The 15,297-nt window shown below is 66.5% G+C and carries 12 protein-coding genes; 4 read left to right on the top strand and 8 right to left on the bottom strand.

What is annotated here, in order from left to right:
• Positions 1-12 precede the first annotated feature (12 nt).
• From ybgF to lspA, 3 genes are read right to left on the bottom strand one after another with little or no spacing between them, the layout of a single operon-like run.
• The gene (ybgF, locus tag NNJEOMEG_RS20980; RefSeq protein ID WP_173084130.1) at positions 13-843 is read right to left on the bottom strand and encodes a tol-pal system protein YbgF; all 831 of its coding nucleotides are present in this window, start codon (positions 841-843) and stop codon (positions 13-15) included.
• On the bottom strand, positions 840-1,061 hold the full coding sequence (locus tag NNJEOMEG_RS10380) for a PLDc N-terminal domain-containing protein (protein WP_173084128.1): 222 nt from the start codon (positions 1,059-1,061) through the stop codon (positions 840-842). Before NNJEOMEG_RS10380 ends, ybgF begins: the two co-directional genes overlap by 4 nt.
• A 51-nt stretch (positions 1,062-1,112) precedes the next feature.
• Positions 1,113-1,598 carry a signal peptidase II gene (gene lspA, locus NNJEOMEG_RS10375; RefSeq protein ID WP_173084126.1) on the bottom strand — a complete coding sequence of 162 codons (486 nt, stop codon included), beginning with the start codon at positions 1,596-1,598 and terminating at the stop codon, positions 1,113-1,115.
• Positions 1,599-1,792: 194 nt separating this feature from the next.
• On the opposite strand from lspA, the gene carB reads away from it, so the two are divergent.
• The 3 genes from carB to NNJEOMEG_RS10360 are packed head-to-tail and all read left to right on the top strand — an operon-like array spanning position 1,793 to position 6,818.
• Positions 1,793-5,023, top strand: coding sequence for a carbamoyl-phosphate synthase large subunit (carB, locus tag NNJEOMEG_RS10370; protein WP_173084124.1), 3,231 nt, complete (start codon positions 1,793-1,795; stop codon positions 5,021-5,023).
• A gap of 36 nt (positions 5,024-5,059) precedes the next feature.
• Positions 5,060-6,475, top strand: a complete 1,416-nt coding sequence (purF, locus tag NNJEOMEG_RS10365) for an amidophosphoribosyltransferase (RefSeq protein WP_173084122.1) — start codon at positions 5,060-5,062, stop codon at positions 6,473-6,475.
• Between the two features lie 34 nt (positions 6,476-6,509).
• Positions 6,510-6,818: a hypothetical protein gene (locus tag NNJEOMEG_RS10360; RefSeq protein ID WP_173084120.1), complete on the top strand. Its 309-nt coding sequence runs from the start codon at positions 6,510-6,512 to the stop codon at positions 6,816-6,818.
• A gap of 174 nt (positions 6,819-6,992) precedes the next feature.
• Here NNJEOMEG_RS10360 and NNJEOMEG_RS10355 read toward each other — a convergent pair whose 3' ends face one another.
• The 5 genes from NNJEOMEG_RS10355 to ftsY form a co-directional block, all read right to left on the bottom strand.
• Positions 6,993-7,331, bottom strand: coding sequence for a hypothetical protein (locus tag NNJEOMEG_RS10355; protein WP_173084118.1), 339 nt, complete (start codon positions 7,329-7,331; stop codon positions 6,993-6,995).
• Between the two features lie 17 nt (positions 7,332-7,348).
• Positions 7,349-9,010 carry an ABC1 kinase family protein gene (locus tag NNJEOMEG_RS10350; RefSeq protein WP_173084116.1) on the bottom strand — a complete coding sequence of 554 codons (1,662 nt, stop codon included), beginning with the start codon at positions 9,008-9,010 and terminating at the stop codon, positions 7,349-7,351.
• A 48-nt stretch (positions 9,011-9,058) separates the two neighbouring features.
• Complete coding sequence (locus tag NNJEOMEG_RS10345) at positions 9,059-11,017, bottom strand: RecQ family ATP-dependent DNA helicase (protein ID WP_173084114.1); 1,959 nt, start codon at positions 11,015-11,017, stop codon at positions 9,059-9,061.
• 296 nt (positions 11,018-11,313) lie between these two features.
• Positions 11,314-11,835, bottom strand: coding sequence for an HD domain-containing protein (locus NNJEOMEG_RS10340; protein WP_173084112.1), 522 nt, complete (start codon positions 11,833-11,835; stop codon positions 11,314-11,316).
• Between the two features lie 9 nt (positions 11,836-11,844).
• A complete protein-coding gene (gene ftsY / locus NNJEOMEG_RS10335) occupies positions 11,845-13,263 on the bottom strand; it encodes a signal recognition particle-docking protein FtsY (protein WP_173084110.1) in 1,419 nt (472 codons plus the stop codon).
• A gap of 200 nt (positions 13,264-13,463) precedes the next feature.
• Here ftsY and asnS point away from each other — a divergent pair, with 200 nt between their 5' ends.
• Positions 13,464-14,840, top strand: coding sequence for an asparagine--tRNA ligase (asnS, locus tag NNJEOMEG_RS10330; protein WP_173084108.1), 1,377 nt, complete (start codon positions 13,464-13,466; stop codon positions 14,838-14,840).
• Positions 14,841-15,297: the final 457 nt, after the last annotated feature.

Here is a 15,297-nt window from a genome sequence, read left to right as displayed (position 1 = left end):
GCTGCGGAACCTTTAGAGAAGGGTTTTGGCGCGGCGCGCCTCGGCGGAATCCGGGAACTTCTTGATGAGATCCTGGAACATGAGCCGGGCGGCGTCCTTCTTGTTGAGCTTCTGGAACGCCATGCCCATCTTGAGCATGGCCGAGGGGGTCTTGTTGCTCTTGGGGAACTTCTCGACCACCTCGTTGTAGTTGAGCACGGCCTGGGTCCAGTCGTTCTTCTGGAAGTAGGCCTCGCCCAGCCAGAAGTAGGCGTTGGGGGCCAGGGCGTGTTTGGAATAGGTCTTGGCCACGTCGTGCCAGAGGCCGATGGCCCGGTCGTAGTCCTTGGCCTGGAAGGACTGCATGCCCTTGGTGTAGAGGGCCTCGGCGGGGTCGGCGCCGGAAGCGGGGGCCACGTCGGTCCGGGCGGGGGGCTGGGCCTGGGCCTGGGGGCCGGGCTGCTGCACGGCGGGGGGCTGTCCCGGGGCCTGTCCCTGGCCGGGCTGCTGTCCGGCGGCGGGCTGCTGCCCGTCCACTTCCACGCCCAGCTGGGAGCCCATCATCTTGAGGTTGCCCTCCACCTTGGCGATGCGCTTGGAGAGCTCGGGGAGGGTTGCTCCGCCGCCGCCGCTGCCGTCGCCGTCGGTGAGGGTGCGGATTTGGAGGTTCAGGTCCTCAACCTCGGCGTTGAGGCGCTGCACCTGGGATTTGAGTCCCTCGAACTCTGCCACGAAGTTGGCCTGGGCCTGGGCGGCCGGGTCGATGGGCTTGCCCTTGACGGGGCCGGGCGCGGCGTCGGTGCCGGCGCAGCCGGAGAGCAGCGCCAGTGCGGCCAGGGCCGCGAGGCGTTTGCGCATGGTCATGACGGTTTCGTACCTCTCTTGCGGCCGGCCACGATGTAGGCGATGCCGCCCAGGACCGGCACGAAGACGGCCAGGCAGAGCCAGACCATCTTTTCCTGGACGGTGGGGAAGTTGCGGTAGAACGCGTGCGAGATGGCCCAGAAGTTGATGAAAACGGGCAATGCAAGCACGAGAAAGAACCAGAGGGGATACCCCGCGATGGTGGCGGTCAAGTCCATAAGTGGCTCCTAGCTATCTCCGGGCGCGGCGTTTGGCAAGGCTGCGGGGCCTCACCGGGGTTTCTTCCCGCGCAGGTAGCAGGAGAAGATGAGCGCCAGCGACCCCAGGGTGATGGCGATGTCCGCCACGTTGAAGGCGGGCCAGTGGTAGCCGCCCAGGTGGAAGTCGAGGAAGTCCACCACCTCTCCCAGGCGCACGCGGTCGGCCAGGTTGCCCAGCGCGCCTCCCAGGATGAGACCCAGGGAAACCACGAAGAGTCGCGGCTCGTTGTCGGCCTTGGAGAGCAGGTTGAGCACGATCACCACGGCCAGCGCCACCACGGCGATGAAGAAATAGGTCTGCCAGGAGGTGTCGGGGTCGTTGAGGAAGCCGAAGGCCGCTCCCTTGTTGAGGATGTGCACCAGATTGAAAAAGCCGGGCAGCACCTCGCGCGTGGCGAAGAGGGGCAGGGCCTTCTGAACCTGGAACTTGGTGAGCTGGTCGAGCAGGGTCACCACGGCGGCCAGGCTTCCGGCCAGGACGTATTGGGGCTTCACGACGGGTTTCCTCCGGTTGGTCCGGCAATTCCTTTAAGCAAGCTGGCCCGGAAGTCAATCGACCCGGAGGCCTCAATTGTCTTGCAGGCGATGGGGAAGTTGCGTAAACCCTCGCGCGGGGCGAACCCCGCTTTTTGACAATTTCGCGCCAGGCGCGACGCTCCTCCCTTCCAAACCCCAACCCCGCCCGAAACATGCCCAAACGAACGGATTTAAAGAAAATTCTGATCATTGGCTCCGGTCCCATCGTCATCGGCCAGGCCTGCGAGTTCGACTATTCCGGCTCCCAGGCGGCCAAATCCCTCAAAGAAGAGGGATATGAGGTGGTGCTGGTCAATTCCAACCCGGCAACCATCATGACAGACCCGGGCCTGGCCGACCGCACCTATGTGGAGCCCATCGACCCGGACGTCGTGGCCAAGATCATCGAGCGCGAGCGACCCGACGCCCTGCTGCCCACACTGGGCGGACAGACCGGGCTCAACACCGCCGTGGCCCTGGCCGAAGCCGGGGTGCTGGACCGCTTCGGCGTGGAGCTCATCGGCGCCAACCTCGCCGTGATCAAGAAGGCCGAAAGCCGCGAGGAGTTCCGCGCGGCCATGGACAAGATCGGGCTCAAGACCCCGCGCTCCGGCATCTGCCGTTCCATCGAGGACGTGCGCGCCTGGGGCAAGAAGATCCCCTTCCCGATCATCATCCGCCCGGCCTTCACCCTGGGCGGCTCCGGCGGCGGCGTGGCCTACAACATGGAAGACCTGGAGAAGACCGCCGCGCGCGGCCTGGCGCTTTCCATGAAATCTGAAGTGATGCTTGAACAATCCGTGCTGGGCTGGAAGGAGTTCGAGCTGGAGGTGATGCGCGACAAGGCCGACAACTGCGTCATCATCTGCTCCATCGAGAACATCGACCCCATGGGCGTGCACACCGGCGACTCCATCACCGTGGCGCCCGCCCAGACCCTCACAGACGACGAATACCAGAAGATGCGCGACGCCGCCCTGGCCATCATGCGCGAAATCGGCGTGGAGACCGGCGGCTCCAACGTGCAGTTCGCCGTGAACCCCGAAGACGGCGAGCTGGTGATCATCGAGATGAATCCCCGCGTCTCGCGCTCCTCGGCCCTGGCCTCCAAGGCCACCGGCTTCCCCATCGCCAAGATCGCCGCCAAGCTCGCCGTGGGCTACACCCTCGACGAGATCCCCAACGACATCACCCGCGAGACCATGGCCTCCTTCGAGCCCACCATCGACTACGCGGTGGTGAAAATCCCGCGCTTCACCTTCGAGAAGTTCCCCGGCGCCGAAGACTACCTCACCACCGCCATGAAGAGCGTGGGCGAGGCCATGAGCATCGGGCGCACCTTCAAGGAAGCGCTCCAGAAGGGGCTGCGCTCCCTGGAAACCGGCATGCCCGGCCTCTCCAAGGAGTTCGACCGCTGCCACTGGGACAAGGACGCCATCCTGGCCAGCCTGCGCAAGCCCAACTCCCGCAGGCTCTACGACGTGCGCTCCGCCATGCTCTGCGGCATGTCCGACGAGGACGTCTTCGAGGCCACCAAGATCGACCCCTGGTTCATCCGCCAGATCCGCGAGATCGTGGACATGGAGGCCGAACTGCGCGCCTTCGCCCTGGAAAACTCCATCTCCGCCGCCAATCCCGGCCTCGCCCCCGTGATGCGCAAGGCCAAGGAATACGGCTTCTCCGACCGTCAGCTCGCCTCGCTCTGGAAGAAGTCCGCCCTGGACATCCGCACCATCCGCAAGCAGCTGGGCGTGGCCCCCACCTACTATCTGGTGGACACCTGCGCCGGAGAATTCGAGGCCTACACGCCTTATTTCTACTCCACCTACGAGACCGGCAACGAGATCACCCCCTCGGACCGGCGCAAGGTGATCATCCTGGGCGGCGGACCCAACCGCATCGGCCAGGGCATCGAGTTCGACTACTGCTGCGTGCACGCCTCCTACGCGCTGCGCGAGATGGGCATCGAGTCCATCATGGTCAACTCCAACCCCGAGACCGTCTCCACCGACTACGACACGTCCGACAAGCTGTATTTCGAACCGTTGACGTTCGAGGACGTGATGAACATCATCGAGCGCGAGAAGCCCGAAGGCGTCATCGTCCAGTTCGGCGGGCAGACGCCGCTCAACCTGGCCGTGAAGCTCATGCGCGCGGGCGTGCCCATCCTTGGCACATCGCCCGACTCCATCGACCGCGCAGAGGACCGCGAGCGCTTCCAGGCCCTGCTCAGGAAGCTCGACCTGCGCCAGCCCCCCAACGGCACGGCCATGAGCGTGGACGAGGCCAGGAAGATCGCCTCCCAGATCACCTACCCCGTGGTGGTGCGCCCCTCCTACGTGCTGGGCGGGAGGGCCATGGAAGTGGTCTACGACGAGGAAGGCCTGGTCTCCTACTTCGAGAAGGCCGCGGTGGTCTCGCCCGAGCACCCCATACTCATCGACAAGTTCCTGGAGAACGCCACCGAAGTGGACGTGGACGCCCTCTGCGACGGCACGGACACCTACGTGGCCGGCATCATGGAACACATCGAGGAAGCGGGCATCCACTCCGGCGACTCTGCCTGCGTGCTGCCCCCCCACACCCTCGATCCCGCCATCGTGGACGAGATCGAGCGCCAGACCAAGGCCCTGGCCCTGGAGCTGGGCGTGGTGGGCCTCATGAACATCCAGTTCGCCCTCAAAGACGGCGACATCTACATCCTGGAAGTGAACCCCCGCGCCTCGCGCACCTCGCCCTTCGTCTCCAAAGCCACGGGCGTGCCCCTGGCCAAGCTGGCCACCAAGGCCATGATGGGCGTCTCCCTCAAGGAGCTCGACCCCTGGAGCCAGCGCCGGGGCGGCTACGTGTCCGTGAAGGAGTCGGTGTTCCCCTTCAACCGCTTCCCCGGCGTGGACGTGCTGCTGGGGCCCGAGATGCGCTCCACCGGCGAGGTGATGGGCGTGGACGAGAACTTCGGCCTGGCCTTCATGAAGAGCCAACTGGCCGCCGGACAGCGCCTGCCCATGGAAGGGACCGTGTTCCTCTCGGTGAACGACGCCGACAAGCCTGCCGTGCTCCCCGTGGCGCGCATGTTCGAGGAACTGGGCTTCCGCATCGTAGCCACCGGCGGCACCGCCAAACACCTGCGCGCCAACGGCGTGAAGGCCGAAACGGTGCTTAAGGTCTACGAGGGGCGGCCCAACGCCGTGGACATGGTGATCAACGGCGACATCCAGCTGATGATCAACACCGTGGGCGGCAAGAAGACCGTGGGCGACTCCTCCCAGTTGCGCCAGACCACGCTGCTCTACGGCGTGCCCTACACCACCACGGTGGCCGGGGCAAAAGCCATGGCCCAGGCCATCAAAGAGCACAAGGGCGCTGGCCTGGACGTGAAGAGCCTCCAGGAATACTACGCCTGAGCGAGGCCCCAAGGCCCCGCTCCGGAGACCGGTGAGATGGAAAAGAAAGAATTCTGCGGTTTGTTCGGCATTTACGGCCATCCCGAGGCCGCGCGCATGACCTACTTCGGCCTCTACGCCCTCCAGCACAGGGGGCAGGAGTCCGCGGGCATCGTCACCTGGGACGGCCTGAAGATCCGCGAGCAGCGGGGCATGGGCCTGGTGGCCGACGTGTTCAACGAACGCCACCTGGGCAAGGAGCTCAAGGGCTCCATCGCCGTGGGGCACATCCGCTACTCCACCACCGGCGCCTCGCTCCTGCGCAACGCCCAGCCCTTCCTGGTGCGCTTCGGGGACTGGCGTCTGGCCATCGCCCACAACGGCAACCTCGTGAACACCATGGAGTTGCGCGCGGAACTGGAAGCCTCCGGATCCATCTTCCAGACCACCATCGACTCCGAGGTCTTCGTCCACCTCATCGCCAAGCACCTCAACGGCGGCACTATCGAGGAGGCCGTGATCAAGGCCTGTGAGCGCGTCAAGGGCTCCTATTCATTGATCATCCTGGCCAACGACAAGATGATCGCCCTGCGCGACCCCCACGGCATCCGCCCCCTCACCCTGGGTCGCCTGGACGACACCTACGTCATCTCCTCCGAGACCTGCGCCTTCGACCTCATCGAGGCCGAATACCTGCGCCCCATCGAGCCCGGCGAAATGCTCGTCATTCAGGACAAGTGCCTGCGCTCCTACCGCCTCTGCGAGCCCAAGCCCGTGCGGCGCTGCATCTTCGAGCTGGTCTACTTCGCCCGGCCCGATTCCGTGGTCTTCGGCGAGGTGGTCTACTCCCGGCGCAAGCTCATGGGCCAGATCCTCGCCCAGGAAGCCCCCGTGGACGCCGACTACGTGATGCCCTTCCCGGACTCCGGCGTCTACGCGGCCGTGGGCTATTCCCAACAGTCCGGGCTACCCTTCGAGGTGGCCATGGTGCGCAACCACTATGTGGGGCGCACCTTCATCCAGCCCTCCCAGAACATGCGCGACTTCTCCGTGCGCGTGAAGCTCAACCCCGTGCGCTCGCTCATCAAGAACAAGCGCATCATCATCGTCGAGGATTCCATCGTGCGCGGCACCACCATCCGCACCCGGGTGAAGAAGCTGCGCGAACTGGGCGCACGCGAGATCCACATGCGCGTGAGCTGCCCCCCCATCCGCTTCCCATGCTTCTACGGCATCGACTTCTCCTCCAAGGGAGAACTCATCGCCGCCAACAACTCGACACAGGACATCGCCCGCTACATAGGCCTCGATTCCTTGCACTATTTGACCATCGAAGGCCTGCTCCAGGCCGTAGGCGCTGACGCGGCCGATCCGCAGTACTGCCTGGCCTGTTTCAACGGGGAGTACGTGATCCCCCCCTGTTCCGAGGGCGGCAAGCACTGCTTGGACGAATCCAACGCCCTCAGCTGGTAGGACCCAAATGTTCGGAGCACTTAAGGATATGGCCGTGTCCAGCGCGGTGACCAGCAACCTGGCCCCGCTCGTGGAAGTCTACTGCACCGGTTTCAAGGCCACAGTGGACACCAAGAACAAGGTGATGGTCTTCGAAGGGCTGCCCAAGGGCGAATCCGCCCCCGTCCGCGCGGAACTTCACGGCTACCGCCTGCACCAGGAAGGGGGCAGGGTGTTCATCGGCTACGCCAGCCTCCGGGCCAACCGCGACTGGCTGCGCGCCCTCGTGGAAGCCCTCCTACCCCAGAAACGCGTCCTGCTGCCGGAAGACACCCCCTACGATTTGTTGAAGCAACACTTGTAAGATCGCCTCTCCCCAAGCCTCCGGCGGGCAAAGAGGGCTCCGCCCTCTGCACTCCCACTCCGCTTCGCGGACCTCACCAGCGACGACAGTCTTGTAGGCAAGCCCTTTGGCCGCCGGAGGCTATTCCTCCGGGCGCACCACCCACCCCGCCACAACCGCCCGGGCCGGGCCGCGTCATTTCCCTTTGCCGGGTTTGCCGTGCTTGTGCGCTGCCAGCGTTGCTTCCAGGTCGGCCACGCGCCGCTGGAGCGTCTCGACGTCTTCCACGCGGGCAAGCCCAAGGCGTTCCAGCAGGGCGTCCAGTTCGGCTTCGCCAGCGTCTGCGGCTTCCTTGGCCCCTGCTTGCGCGCCCTGGGCCACGCGGGTGAGTACGCCGCGCAGGTGCTCGCGGAGTTCTTCCAGGGGGAGGCCGTCGGAGGCGACGGGCGGGGTGAGGGCTTCCATGATCTCGTCCTTGAGGAGCAGCCCGGCGCCGAGTCCGGTGTAGAAGCCTTTCTTCAGAAGGTCTTTCATGGTGGTCTCCGTTCCCGCTAGGTGTCGCGGAACATCTTGAAGGTGATGAACACGCCCAGCAGCCCGGACAGGGCGAAACCGGCCAGGCCGAAGGCGGGCATGCCCCACACCTGCGGGCCGAGGCCCGAATCGAACACCAGGGCCGAGCTGACGGCCAGGGCCGCAGTGACCAGCGCCCCGCCCAGGCGGTTGCCGATCTGCCGGAAGGTGGCGGGCATCCTGCCGAAATCGTGCTGCTTGAGTTCCACGCTCAGCTGTCCGGCCCCGAGTTTGCGCAGCACGGCGTCTGCCCGGCGCGGGAAGGCGGCCAGAATGCGTCCGGCTTCCTCCAGTTCGGTCCAGAGGGAGCGGTCCGAGAGGCCTGGGATCAGTCGGCGCAGGGTCTGGGCCTTGGCGAGGCCGGAGAGGTTGGCGGCGGGGTCCAGCTGCGGCCAGAGGCACTTGAGGGCGGCCTCGGTGGCCAGCATGGCCCGTGCCACCAGCACGAAGTCCGGCCGGGGGGAGAGGCCGTGCTCGCGGCAGACGTTGGTGACCTCCAGCATGTGGCTGCCCAAAAGACCGCCGCCGCAGGGGGTGCGGAACTTCTGCATCACGAACATCAGGTCGGATTCCAGGCTCAACACGTCCAGGTCGGGTGGAGCGGCGTAGGACATCTCTTCGACCACGCGGGCCAGCCGGGCGGGGTCGTTTCCGGCAAGGGCGATCACGCAGTCGCCCAGGGCGGAGCGCAGGGCGGGGGCCAGTCGTCCGCACATGCCGAAATCCAGGTAGCACAGGCGCGCTCGCCCCACCACGCGCAGGTTGCCCAGGTGCGGGTCGCCGTGGAAGAAGCCCTCCAGCATGATCTGGCGCACGGCCGCCTCCAGGCCCAGTTCCGCCAGTTCGCGCCGTTCCTCGGGCGTGCCCAGGAAGACGTCGAGCCGTTCGCCCTCCACGAAGTCCATCACCAGAACGTCGGGGCGCACCATGTCGGTGTGCGGCCTCGGGGCGAAGACGCGGGGATTGTCGCGGAAGAGCTCGTTGAAGGCCAACATGTTCACGGCTTCATTGGTGAAATCCAGCTCGCGGCGCACGTTCTTGCGCAGTTCGCGCACCACTTCGACCGGGCGGAACGGGCGTACGGCCGGGGCGCGCTCCTCCAGGAGTTCGGCCAGGAACTCCAGGATGTCCAGGTCCGCCCTGAGGGTGTCGGCCACGCCGGGCAGGCGCACCTTCACGGCCACCAGGGCCCCGTCGTCGGCGCGGCGGGCGCGGTGCACCTGGGAGACCGAGGCCGTGGCCACGGGCAGGTGTTCGAAATCGCGGAACAGATTTGCCAGGGGGCGGCCGAAGGCCTCTTCCACGGCGGCCCGGATCATCGGGAACGAGGCGGGGGGCAGGTTTTCCTGGAGGGTCTTGAGCTCGTCGCACAGCTCCGTGGGGATCATGTCCGGGCGCATGGAGAGAATCTGGCCGATCTTCACCGCCGTGGGCCCCAGTTCTTCGGTGATGAGCTTGAGGCGCTTCCACACGGGCAACGGCACGGTGCGGGGGCGGCGCTTGCGCCAGAAGGGCGCGCGCCGAAGGCCCAGGCGGTCGAGCAATTCCTCGAAGCCGTGACGCGCCAGCACCGAGACGATGATGCGCAGGCGGTTGGCCGAGGCCAGGGGCGTGTAACGAATGAGGGTCGAGACGTTCATTTCACCCGGCTGATAGCCCGGAACACCGCGAGAAACAAGGCCGCCGGATCAGGCTCCGGCGGCGCGCCGATCCCGCAGGACCTCTTCCGCCAGGCCGAGCACCATGCGGAAGGGCACGCGTTCGAAAAGGCCGAAAGCCTGATGCTCCTTGAGCCGGACCGTGGCCGGGCTCGCCAGGCCGCAGAGGAAGCGCGCCAGACGCCGGGGCGTGTCCAGGCGGTCCAGCCGCTCCTCCAGCAACTCCTCCAGCTTGGCCAGGGAGCGCTTGCGCGGCGCGCGCGGCACGAAGGCGGGCGGCCGGCACGGAGGCTCGCCCAGGCACGGCCCGCAGTGGCCGCAGGGGCCGCGTTCCTCACCGAAATAGCCCAGCAGCGCCCGCGTGAGGCAATTGGGCTCCCCGGCCAGGTCCATCATCTGGCGCACGCGGGTCAGTTCGCGGTTCTCGCGCTCCCCGAAGCGGCGCATCAGGTCGCGCACCAGCTCCTCCCGGGACTCGGGACGCCGGACCACCCGGTAGCGCTGACGCGTGCCGCTGGCCTTGAGGTCGATGTCGCCACGATTGTGCAGGTATTCCAGGGCCGCCACGATGCGCTCCCGGGGCTCTCCCGTCCGGGTCGCCGCGTCCTCCACGTCCAGGGCGAAACTGCCGCCGCGCTTCTTTCGGCAGCACGAGAGCACCGAGCGCAGGAACGCCTGGCGCGGCGCGTCGAAAGGGGCCAGCATCTCCGAGGACGGCTTGTTGGGCGTGAGCGAGTAGTCCGTGAAGATGTGGCCCAGGGCGCGCACGAAGCCGTCCAACTCCAGGTAGGTGAGCAGCGTGCGCACCACCAGTTCCCGGATGTCGTGCCGATTGGCCAGGCCAGCGGGCGACAGCAGCAGCTCGTCCTCGCCCCCGAACAGCTCGCCCAGAAGCGTCGCCGCCGATTCCTCGTCGGGCGTGTCGCCCAGGGCGAAATTTTCCAGCACCAGGGTGTCTCGCGGGCACACCAGCAGCTCGCAGACTGATGGCAGCCCGTCGCGCCCGGCCCTGCCAACCTCCTGAGCGTAGCTCTCCACGCCTTTGGGCAGGTTGTAGTGGTAGACGTAGCGCAGATCGGCCTTGTCCACGCCCATTCCGAAGGCGATGGTGGCCACCACGGTCAGGTCCCCCGAGGCCATGAAGGCCTCCTGCACGGCCTCCCGCTCCTCCTGGGCCATGCCCGCATGGTAGGCCCGGGCCTCCACGCCGTGCTCCCGCAGCCACTGCGCCACGGTCTCGGCCGTCTTCTGCAAGGTGACGTACACCAGGGCCGCGCCCCTGGGTCTGCCGCGCAACCGCTCCAGGAGCAGCTGACGCCGCGTGGACGGCGTGGCCGCCGTGGCGCGAAGCTCCAGGTTGGGGCGGTAGAACCCCGTGTGGACCACGTCCGCCGGGTCCACCGCGAAGCCGCGCGCGATGTCCGCCGCCGTCTCCCGGTCCGCCGTGGCGGTGAGCGCCAGCACCCGCTCCACTCCCAGCTCCCGGGCCGTCCGCGCGATCTTCAGGTATTCCGGGCGGAAATTGTGTCCCCATTGGCTGATGCAATGGGCCTCGTCCACCGCCAGGAGCGACACCCGCACCCGCCGGATCACGCCAAGGAACCGTTCGTTGGAAAGCCGCTCCGGCGAGATGTAGAGGAGCTTCAACTCCCCGGCGCGCAACCTGCCCAGCACGTCCCGCGCCTGCTGCGCGTCCAGGCTCGAGTCGTAGCGCGCCGCCGGGAGGCCCCGAGACGTGAGGAAGTCCATCTGGTCCTTCATCAGCGCCAGCAACGGCGACACCACCAGCGTCACGCCCGGCAGCAGCAACGCCGGCAACTGGTAGCAGAGGCTCTTGCCGCCACCCGTGGGGAAGATCGCCAGCACGCTGCGGCCGGACAACAGCCGGGCGACCGCCTCGGCCTGGCCCGGGCGCAGGCTCTCGAACCCGAACGACTCCCGCAGGAGCGTCAGCGCGGCTGGCGGCAGGGGAGGGGAGGAGGCAGGCATGGGCGTGTCCTCGTGGCTGTTGAGGTGGAGCAGCGGGCGTGCGAGCGGGGGAGGGAGGCCTCCGGCGGCTGGAGAGGGCGCTGCCCTCTCCAGACCTCTCCCGCCGGGGCTCCGCCCTGGACCCGCTGGGGGGATGATCCCCCCAGACCCCGCAATTGCTTCGCGGGCTTCACCGGCTACGCCGTCGCGCCCGGTGAAGCCCGCGAAGCGGAGCGGGATTCCATAAGGGCGTAGCCCTTTGGCCGCCGAAGGCTTCTTCAACGGCCAACCTGTCGCTCGCCTCGGCGCCCGCCCGTCTAAACGTCCTGCAGCGGCTGTCCCAGCGCCTTTTCGATCCTCTCCCGCACGGCCTTGGCGCGGTTCTCGCCGCGTGTGAGGCTCTCCAGGCGTTCGGGGTTGTCCTTCCAGGTGTTCTTCCAGATGCTGTAGCGGTCCTCGATGGAGACGCGGTTGGTGCGGCGGTAGCTCTTGTCCGCGATGTAGACCACCTCGGCCTCGGTGATGGGCTCGTCCGGGGCTGGGGTGCGTCCGCCCAGGCGGGTGTGCACTTCCACCACGGCGGCGGTGGAGTGGTAGTCCAGGGCGCGCAGGAGTTCCGCGCCGGAGCGGTCGTGGTCGGGGTGTCCCTTGCGGATGTCGTGGAGGATGGCGGCGGCCTCGATGAGTTCCAGGTCGAGGGCGAGGCCGCGCGCGTTGAGGTTTTGTCCGATGGCCATGGCCAGTTGGGCCACGGCCAGGGAGTGCGCCACGCGCTGCGGGTTGTCGCACTGGTGGCTCTGGAGCAGTTCGAGGGAGTCGTTGCGGTTGGGGATGCGCATGGTGATGGCTCAGGCCAGAAGGGCTTTGGCGAAGTCTTCGCCGGAGAAGGGCCGCAGGTCTTCCATTTTCTCGCCGAGTCCCACGAAGGTGATGGGGATGGAGTGTTCCAGGGCGATGCCCACCACCACGCCGCCCTTGGCGGTGCCGTCGAGCTTGGTAAGGACGATTTCGTCCACGCCCACGGCTTCGTTGAAGAGCTTGGTCTGGGAGAGGGCGTTCTGGCCGGTGGTGGCGTCCACCACCAGGATGGTGCGGTGGGGCGCGCCGGGGTGTTTCTTGCCCAGGACGCGTTCTATCTTCTTGAGTTCTTCCATGAGGTTGGCCTTGGTGTGCAGACGCCCGGCCGTGTCCAGGAGCATGAGGTCGCAGCCTTCGGCCAGACAGCGTTCCATGGCTTCGAAGGCGACTGCGGCGGGGTCGGCGCTTTCGCCCTTGGAGAAGAAGGACGCGCCCACGCGATTGGCCCAGATCTGAAGCTGTTCGATGGCGGCGGCGCGGAAGGTGTCGCCCGCGGCGATGAGCACCTTGCGGCCCTGCATCTGGGCGCGGTAGGCCAGCTTGGCGATGGTGGTGGTCTTGCCCACGCCGTTGACGCCCACGATCATCACCACTTCGGGCGGGTTGACGGCCTTGATGGTCCTGGGGGCGCGGAAGATCTGGGCGAGCTCTTCGCGCAGGATCTCCTTGAAGCCGGAGGGCTCGGTGACGCCGGCCTTGCGGGCGCGGTTCTTGAGCTGTGCCAGGAGCTTGCCCGCCGGCTCGAAGCCCACGTCGGCCATGATGAGGATTTCCTCCAGCTCTTCCCAGAAGTCTTCGTCCATCTTGTCGTGGGAGGAAAGCAGGCCGTCGATGCGCGCGGCGATCTGCTCGCGGGTCTTGGCCAGGCCTTCGGAGAGCTTGAGGAAGAGTCGTGAGCGTTCGTCCTCCTCATCTTCAAGTTCCAGGGCCAGGGCGAGGCGGTACTGGAGTTCGGAGCGGAACTCCTCCACTTCTTCATAGCCCATGTTGGCGAGCCACTTTTCGAAGCGGGCGATGAAATCGTCGGCTTCGGCGGCAGGGGCCTCCAGGCAGGTGAAGAGGAAGCGCAGGCGCTGCCACAGTTCGGGCCCCGCCCCGTTCACGTCCTGCAGGACGATGGCGAGCCAGACGGAGAGCCTGGGCTCGGCCTGGCGCAGGGCGAGGGTGAGTTCCTTCTGCCAGTCCTCGCTGACCAGGTGCGCGGTGGGAGGGGCGTCGGAATCGACGGCCGGCCGGGGTGCCGACGCCTCGGCCTGGGCGGGTTCGGCGTCGGCCGGCCGCGAGGCGTCCGGCTGGACGTCGGGCTGCGGGGCGGCGTCATCCCCGGTCTGCTCGGGGGCTGCGGCCTCGGCGGGCAGTTCGCTCTTCTTGCCGCCCAGCCAGGAGGTGATCTTGGAGAAGAAGCCCATGGTGTTCCTTGATGAAGAGGGTGACGGCGACCCCGGCGGTGGCCGGAGAGCCTTTGAGCTTGAAATCCCTTCCTTATACTCTGGAATGGGTCGTTTCTTCAAGTGGCCATCCGGAGTCCTTCGGCGTTCCGCCTAGCGGACCAGTAGTCCTCTTGCGGAAATGCTTGCCCGCAAGCCGGAATTTGGGATAAGCGAAAGTCATGAAACGCACGAAAATCACGGAACTGCTGTCCGCCCGCGAGGGCAGGGAGCAGGTGCTGGTCAAAGGGTGGGTGCGCACGCGCCGCGACGCCAAGGACTTCTCCTTCCTGGAGATCAACGACGGCTCCTGCCTGGCCAACATCCAGGCCATCGTGGACACCTCGGCCCAAGGGTACGATGGGGTCAAGGAGATCGGCACGGGCGCGAGCGTGGCCGTGCAGGGCGCCCTGGTGGCCTCGCCCGGCAAAGGTCAGGCGTGGGAGGTCAAGGCCACGGCCGTGGAACTGATCGGCGCGGCCGACCAGGAGACCTTCCCCCTCCAGAAGAAGCGCCACTCCGACGAGTTCCTGCGGGCCATCGCGCACCTGCGGCCGCGCACCAACAAGTTCGGGGCCATGTTCCGCATCCGCTCCGAGCTGGCCCTGGCCATCCACAGGTATTTCCAGGAGCGCGGCTTCTTCTACCTGCACACGCCCATTATCACGGGGTCGGATTGCGAAGGCGCTGGCGAGATGCTGCGCGTGACGGCCCTGGACCCTGGCAAACCACTGGGGCCCGAGGGCGTCAAAAACGACTTCTTCGGCAAGGACGCCTTCCTCACCGTCTCGGGGCAACTCTCGGCCGAACCCTTCGCCCTGGCCCTGGGCGACGTGTACACCTTCGGCCCCACCTTCCGGGCCGAGCCATCCGACACCGCGCGCCACGCGGCCGAGTTCTGGATGGTGGAGCCCGAAATGGCCTTCGCCACCCTCCAGGACAACATGGACCTGGCCGAGGACATCCTCAAATACTGCATCCGGGCGGTGATAGAGCGCAGGGGATCAGACCTGGAGCTCTTCGCCAAGTGGGTGGACACCACGCTCATGGCCACGCTGGAGCGGCTGGTGAGCGAGCCTTTCGAGCGCATTCCCTACAGGGAGGCGGTGGAGATCCTGCGCAAGGCCCCGCGCTCCTTCGAGTACGAGGCGGCCTTCGGCAAGGACATCCAGACCGAGCACGAGCGCTACCTGGCCGAGGAGCACTTCAAGAAGCCCGTGATCGTCTACGACTATCCCAAGGACATCAAGGCCTTCTACATGCGCCAGAACGATGACGGCGAGACCGTGGGGGCCATGGACGTGCTCGTGCCGCGCATCGGTGAGATCGTGGGCGGCAGCGCACGCGAGGAGCGCCTCTATCGCCTGGAGGCGCGCATCGCCGAGATGGGCCTGGCCGCCGAACACTACCAATGGTATCTGGACACGCGCCGCTTCGGCACGGCCCCGCACGCGGGGTTCGGCCTTGGCTTCGAGCGCCTGGTGATGCTGGCCACCGGCGCCACCAACATCCGCGACGTGATCGCCTTTCCGCGCACCTACAAGCACCTTGAATTCTAGGGACACGCATCCCTGTTCAGACGCCCGGGACCGGCAACAAGCCGCTCCCGGGCGTTTTGCGTGGGCCGGGCAGGGGGGAGGAGGGCGTCTCCAGGTGAAAATAAGGCGCCCGACGACCCCGTGCGCCTGTGTCGGGCGAGGTGTCTGGAGGCGATGCCCGAGGACCGTATCGTCGAAAGAGCGTCTGAAGCGGGAAAGAACGGTTGGAAAGCAGCCGTTAAGCATCGCGACGTCTCAACTTAATATTATAAATAACAGCATGTTAGCCGATGATGGTGAGAAAATGCACAGGAAGTCTCAAAAAGTCGTTGACGTTTGCCCCTGTGGCCCGTAAAAGCCCCCTTCTGCCTGACGGGAGCAACGTTCACGACGGGCGGAGACGGAAACGATCTTTATCAGCCAAGTATGAGTAAGGGACGGCGACGCATCGTTTGAAGCGTTGCATGACGGACCGACC

Origin of the sequence: Fundidesulfovibrio magnetotacticus (genome assembly GCF_013019105.1) — a bacterium.
Classification (GTDB): Bacteria; Desulfobacterota; Desulfovibrionia; order Desulfovibrionales; family Desulfovibrionaceae; genus Fundidesulfovibrio; species Fundidesulfovibrio magnetotacticus.
The sequence above is the reverse complement of the archived record's forward strand: the minus strand, read 5'-3'. Positions and strand labels throughout refer to the sequence as shown.

Excerpts from the sequence above, each read along its gene's own strand:
- carB (WP_173084124.1), top strand. The coding sequence starts at position 1,793 with ATGCCCAAACGAACGGATTTAAAGAAAATTCTGATCATTGGCTCCGGT.
- NNJEOMEG_RS10340 (WP_173084112.1), bottom strand. The coding sequence starts at position 11,835 with ATGCGCATCCCCAACCGCAACGACTCCCTCGAACTGCTCCAGAGCCAC.
- NNJEOMEG_RS10380 (WP_173084128.1), bottom strand. The coding sequence starts at position 1,061 with ATGGACTTGACCGCCACCATCGCGGGGTATCCCCTCTGGTTCTTTCTC.
- asnS (WP_173084108.1), top strand. The coding sequence starts at position 13,464 with ATGAAACGCACGAAAATCACGGAACTGCTGTCCGCCCGCGAGGGCAGG.
- ybgF (WP_173084130.1), bottom strand. The coding sequence starts at position 843 with ATGACCATGCGCAAACGCCTCGCGGCCCTGGCCGCACTGGCGCTGCTC.
- NNJEOMEG_RS10350 (WP_173084116.1), bottom strand. The coding sequence starts at position 9,010 with ATGAACGTCTCGACCCTCATTCGTTACACGCCCCTGGCCTCGGCCAAC.
- ftsY (WP_173084110.1), bottom strand. The coding sequence starts at position 13,263 with ATGGGCTTCTTCTCCAAGATCACCTCCTGGCTGGGCGGCAAGAAGAGC.
- NNJEOMEG_RS10355 (WP_173084118.1), bottom strand. The coding sequence starts at position 7,331 with ATGAAAGACCTTCTGAAGAAAGGCTTCTACACCGGACTCGGCGCCGGG.
- NNJEOMEG_RS10345 (WP_173084114.1), bottom strand. The coding sequence starts at position 11,017 with ATGCCTGCCTCCTCCCCTCCCCTGCCGCCAGCCGCGCTGACGCTCCTG.
- purF (WP_173084122.1), top strand. The coding sequence starts at position 5,060 with ATGGAAAAGAAAGAATTCTGCGGTTTGTTCGGCATTTACGGCCATCCC.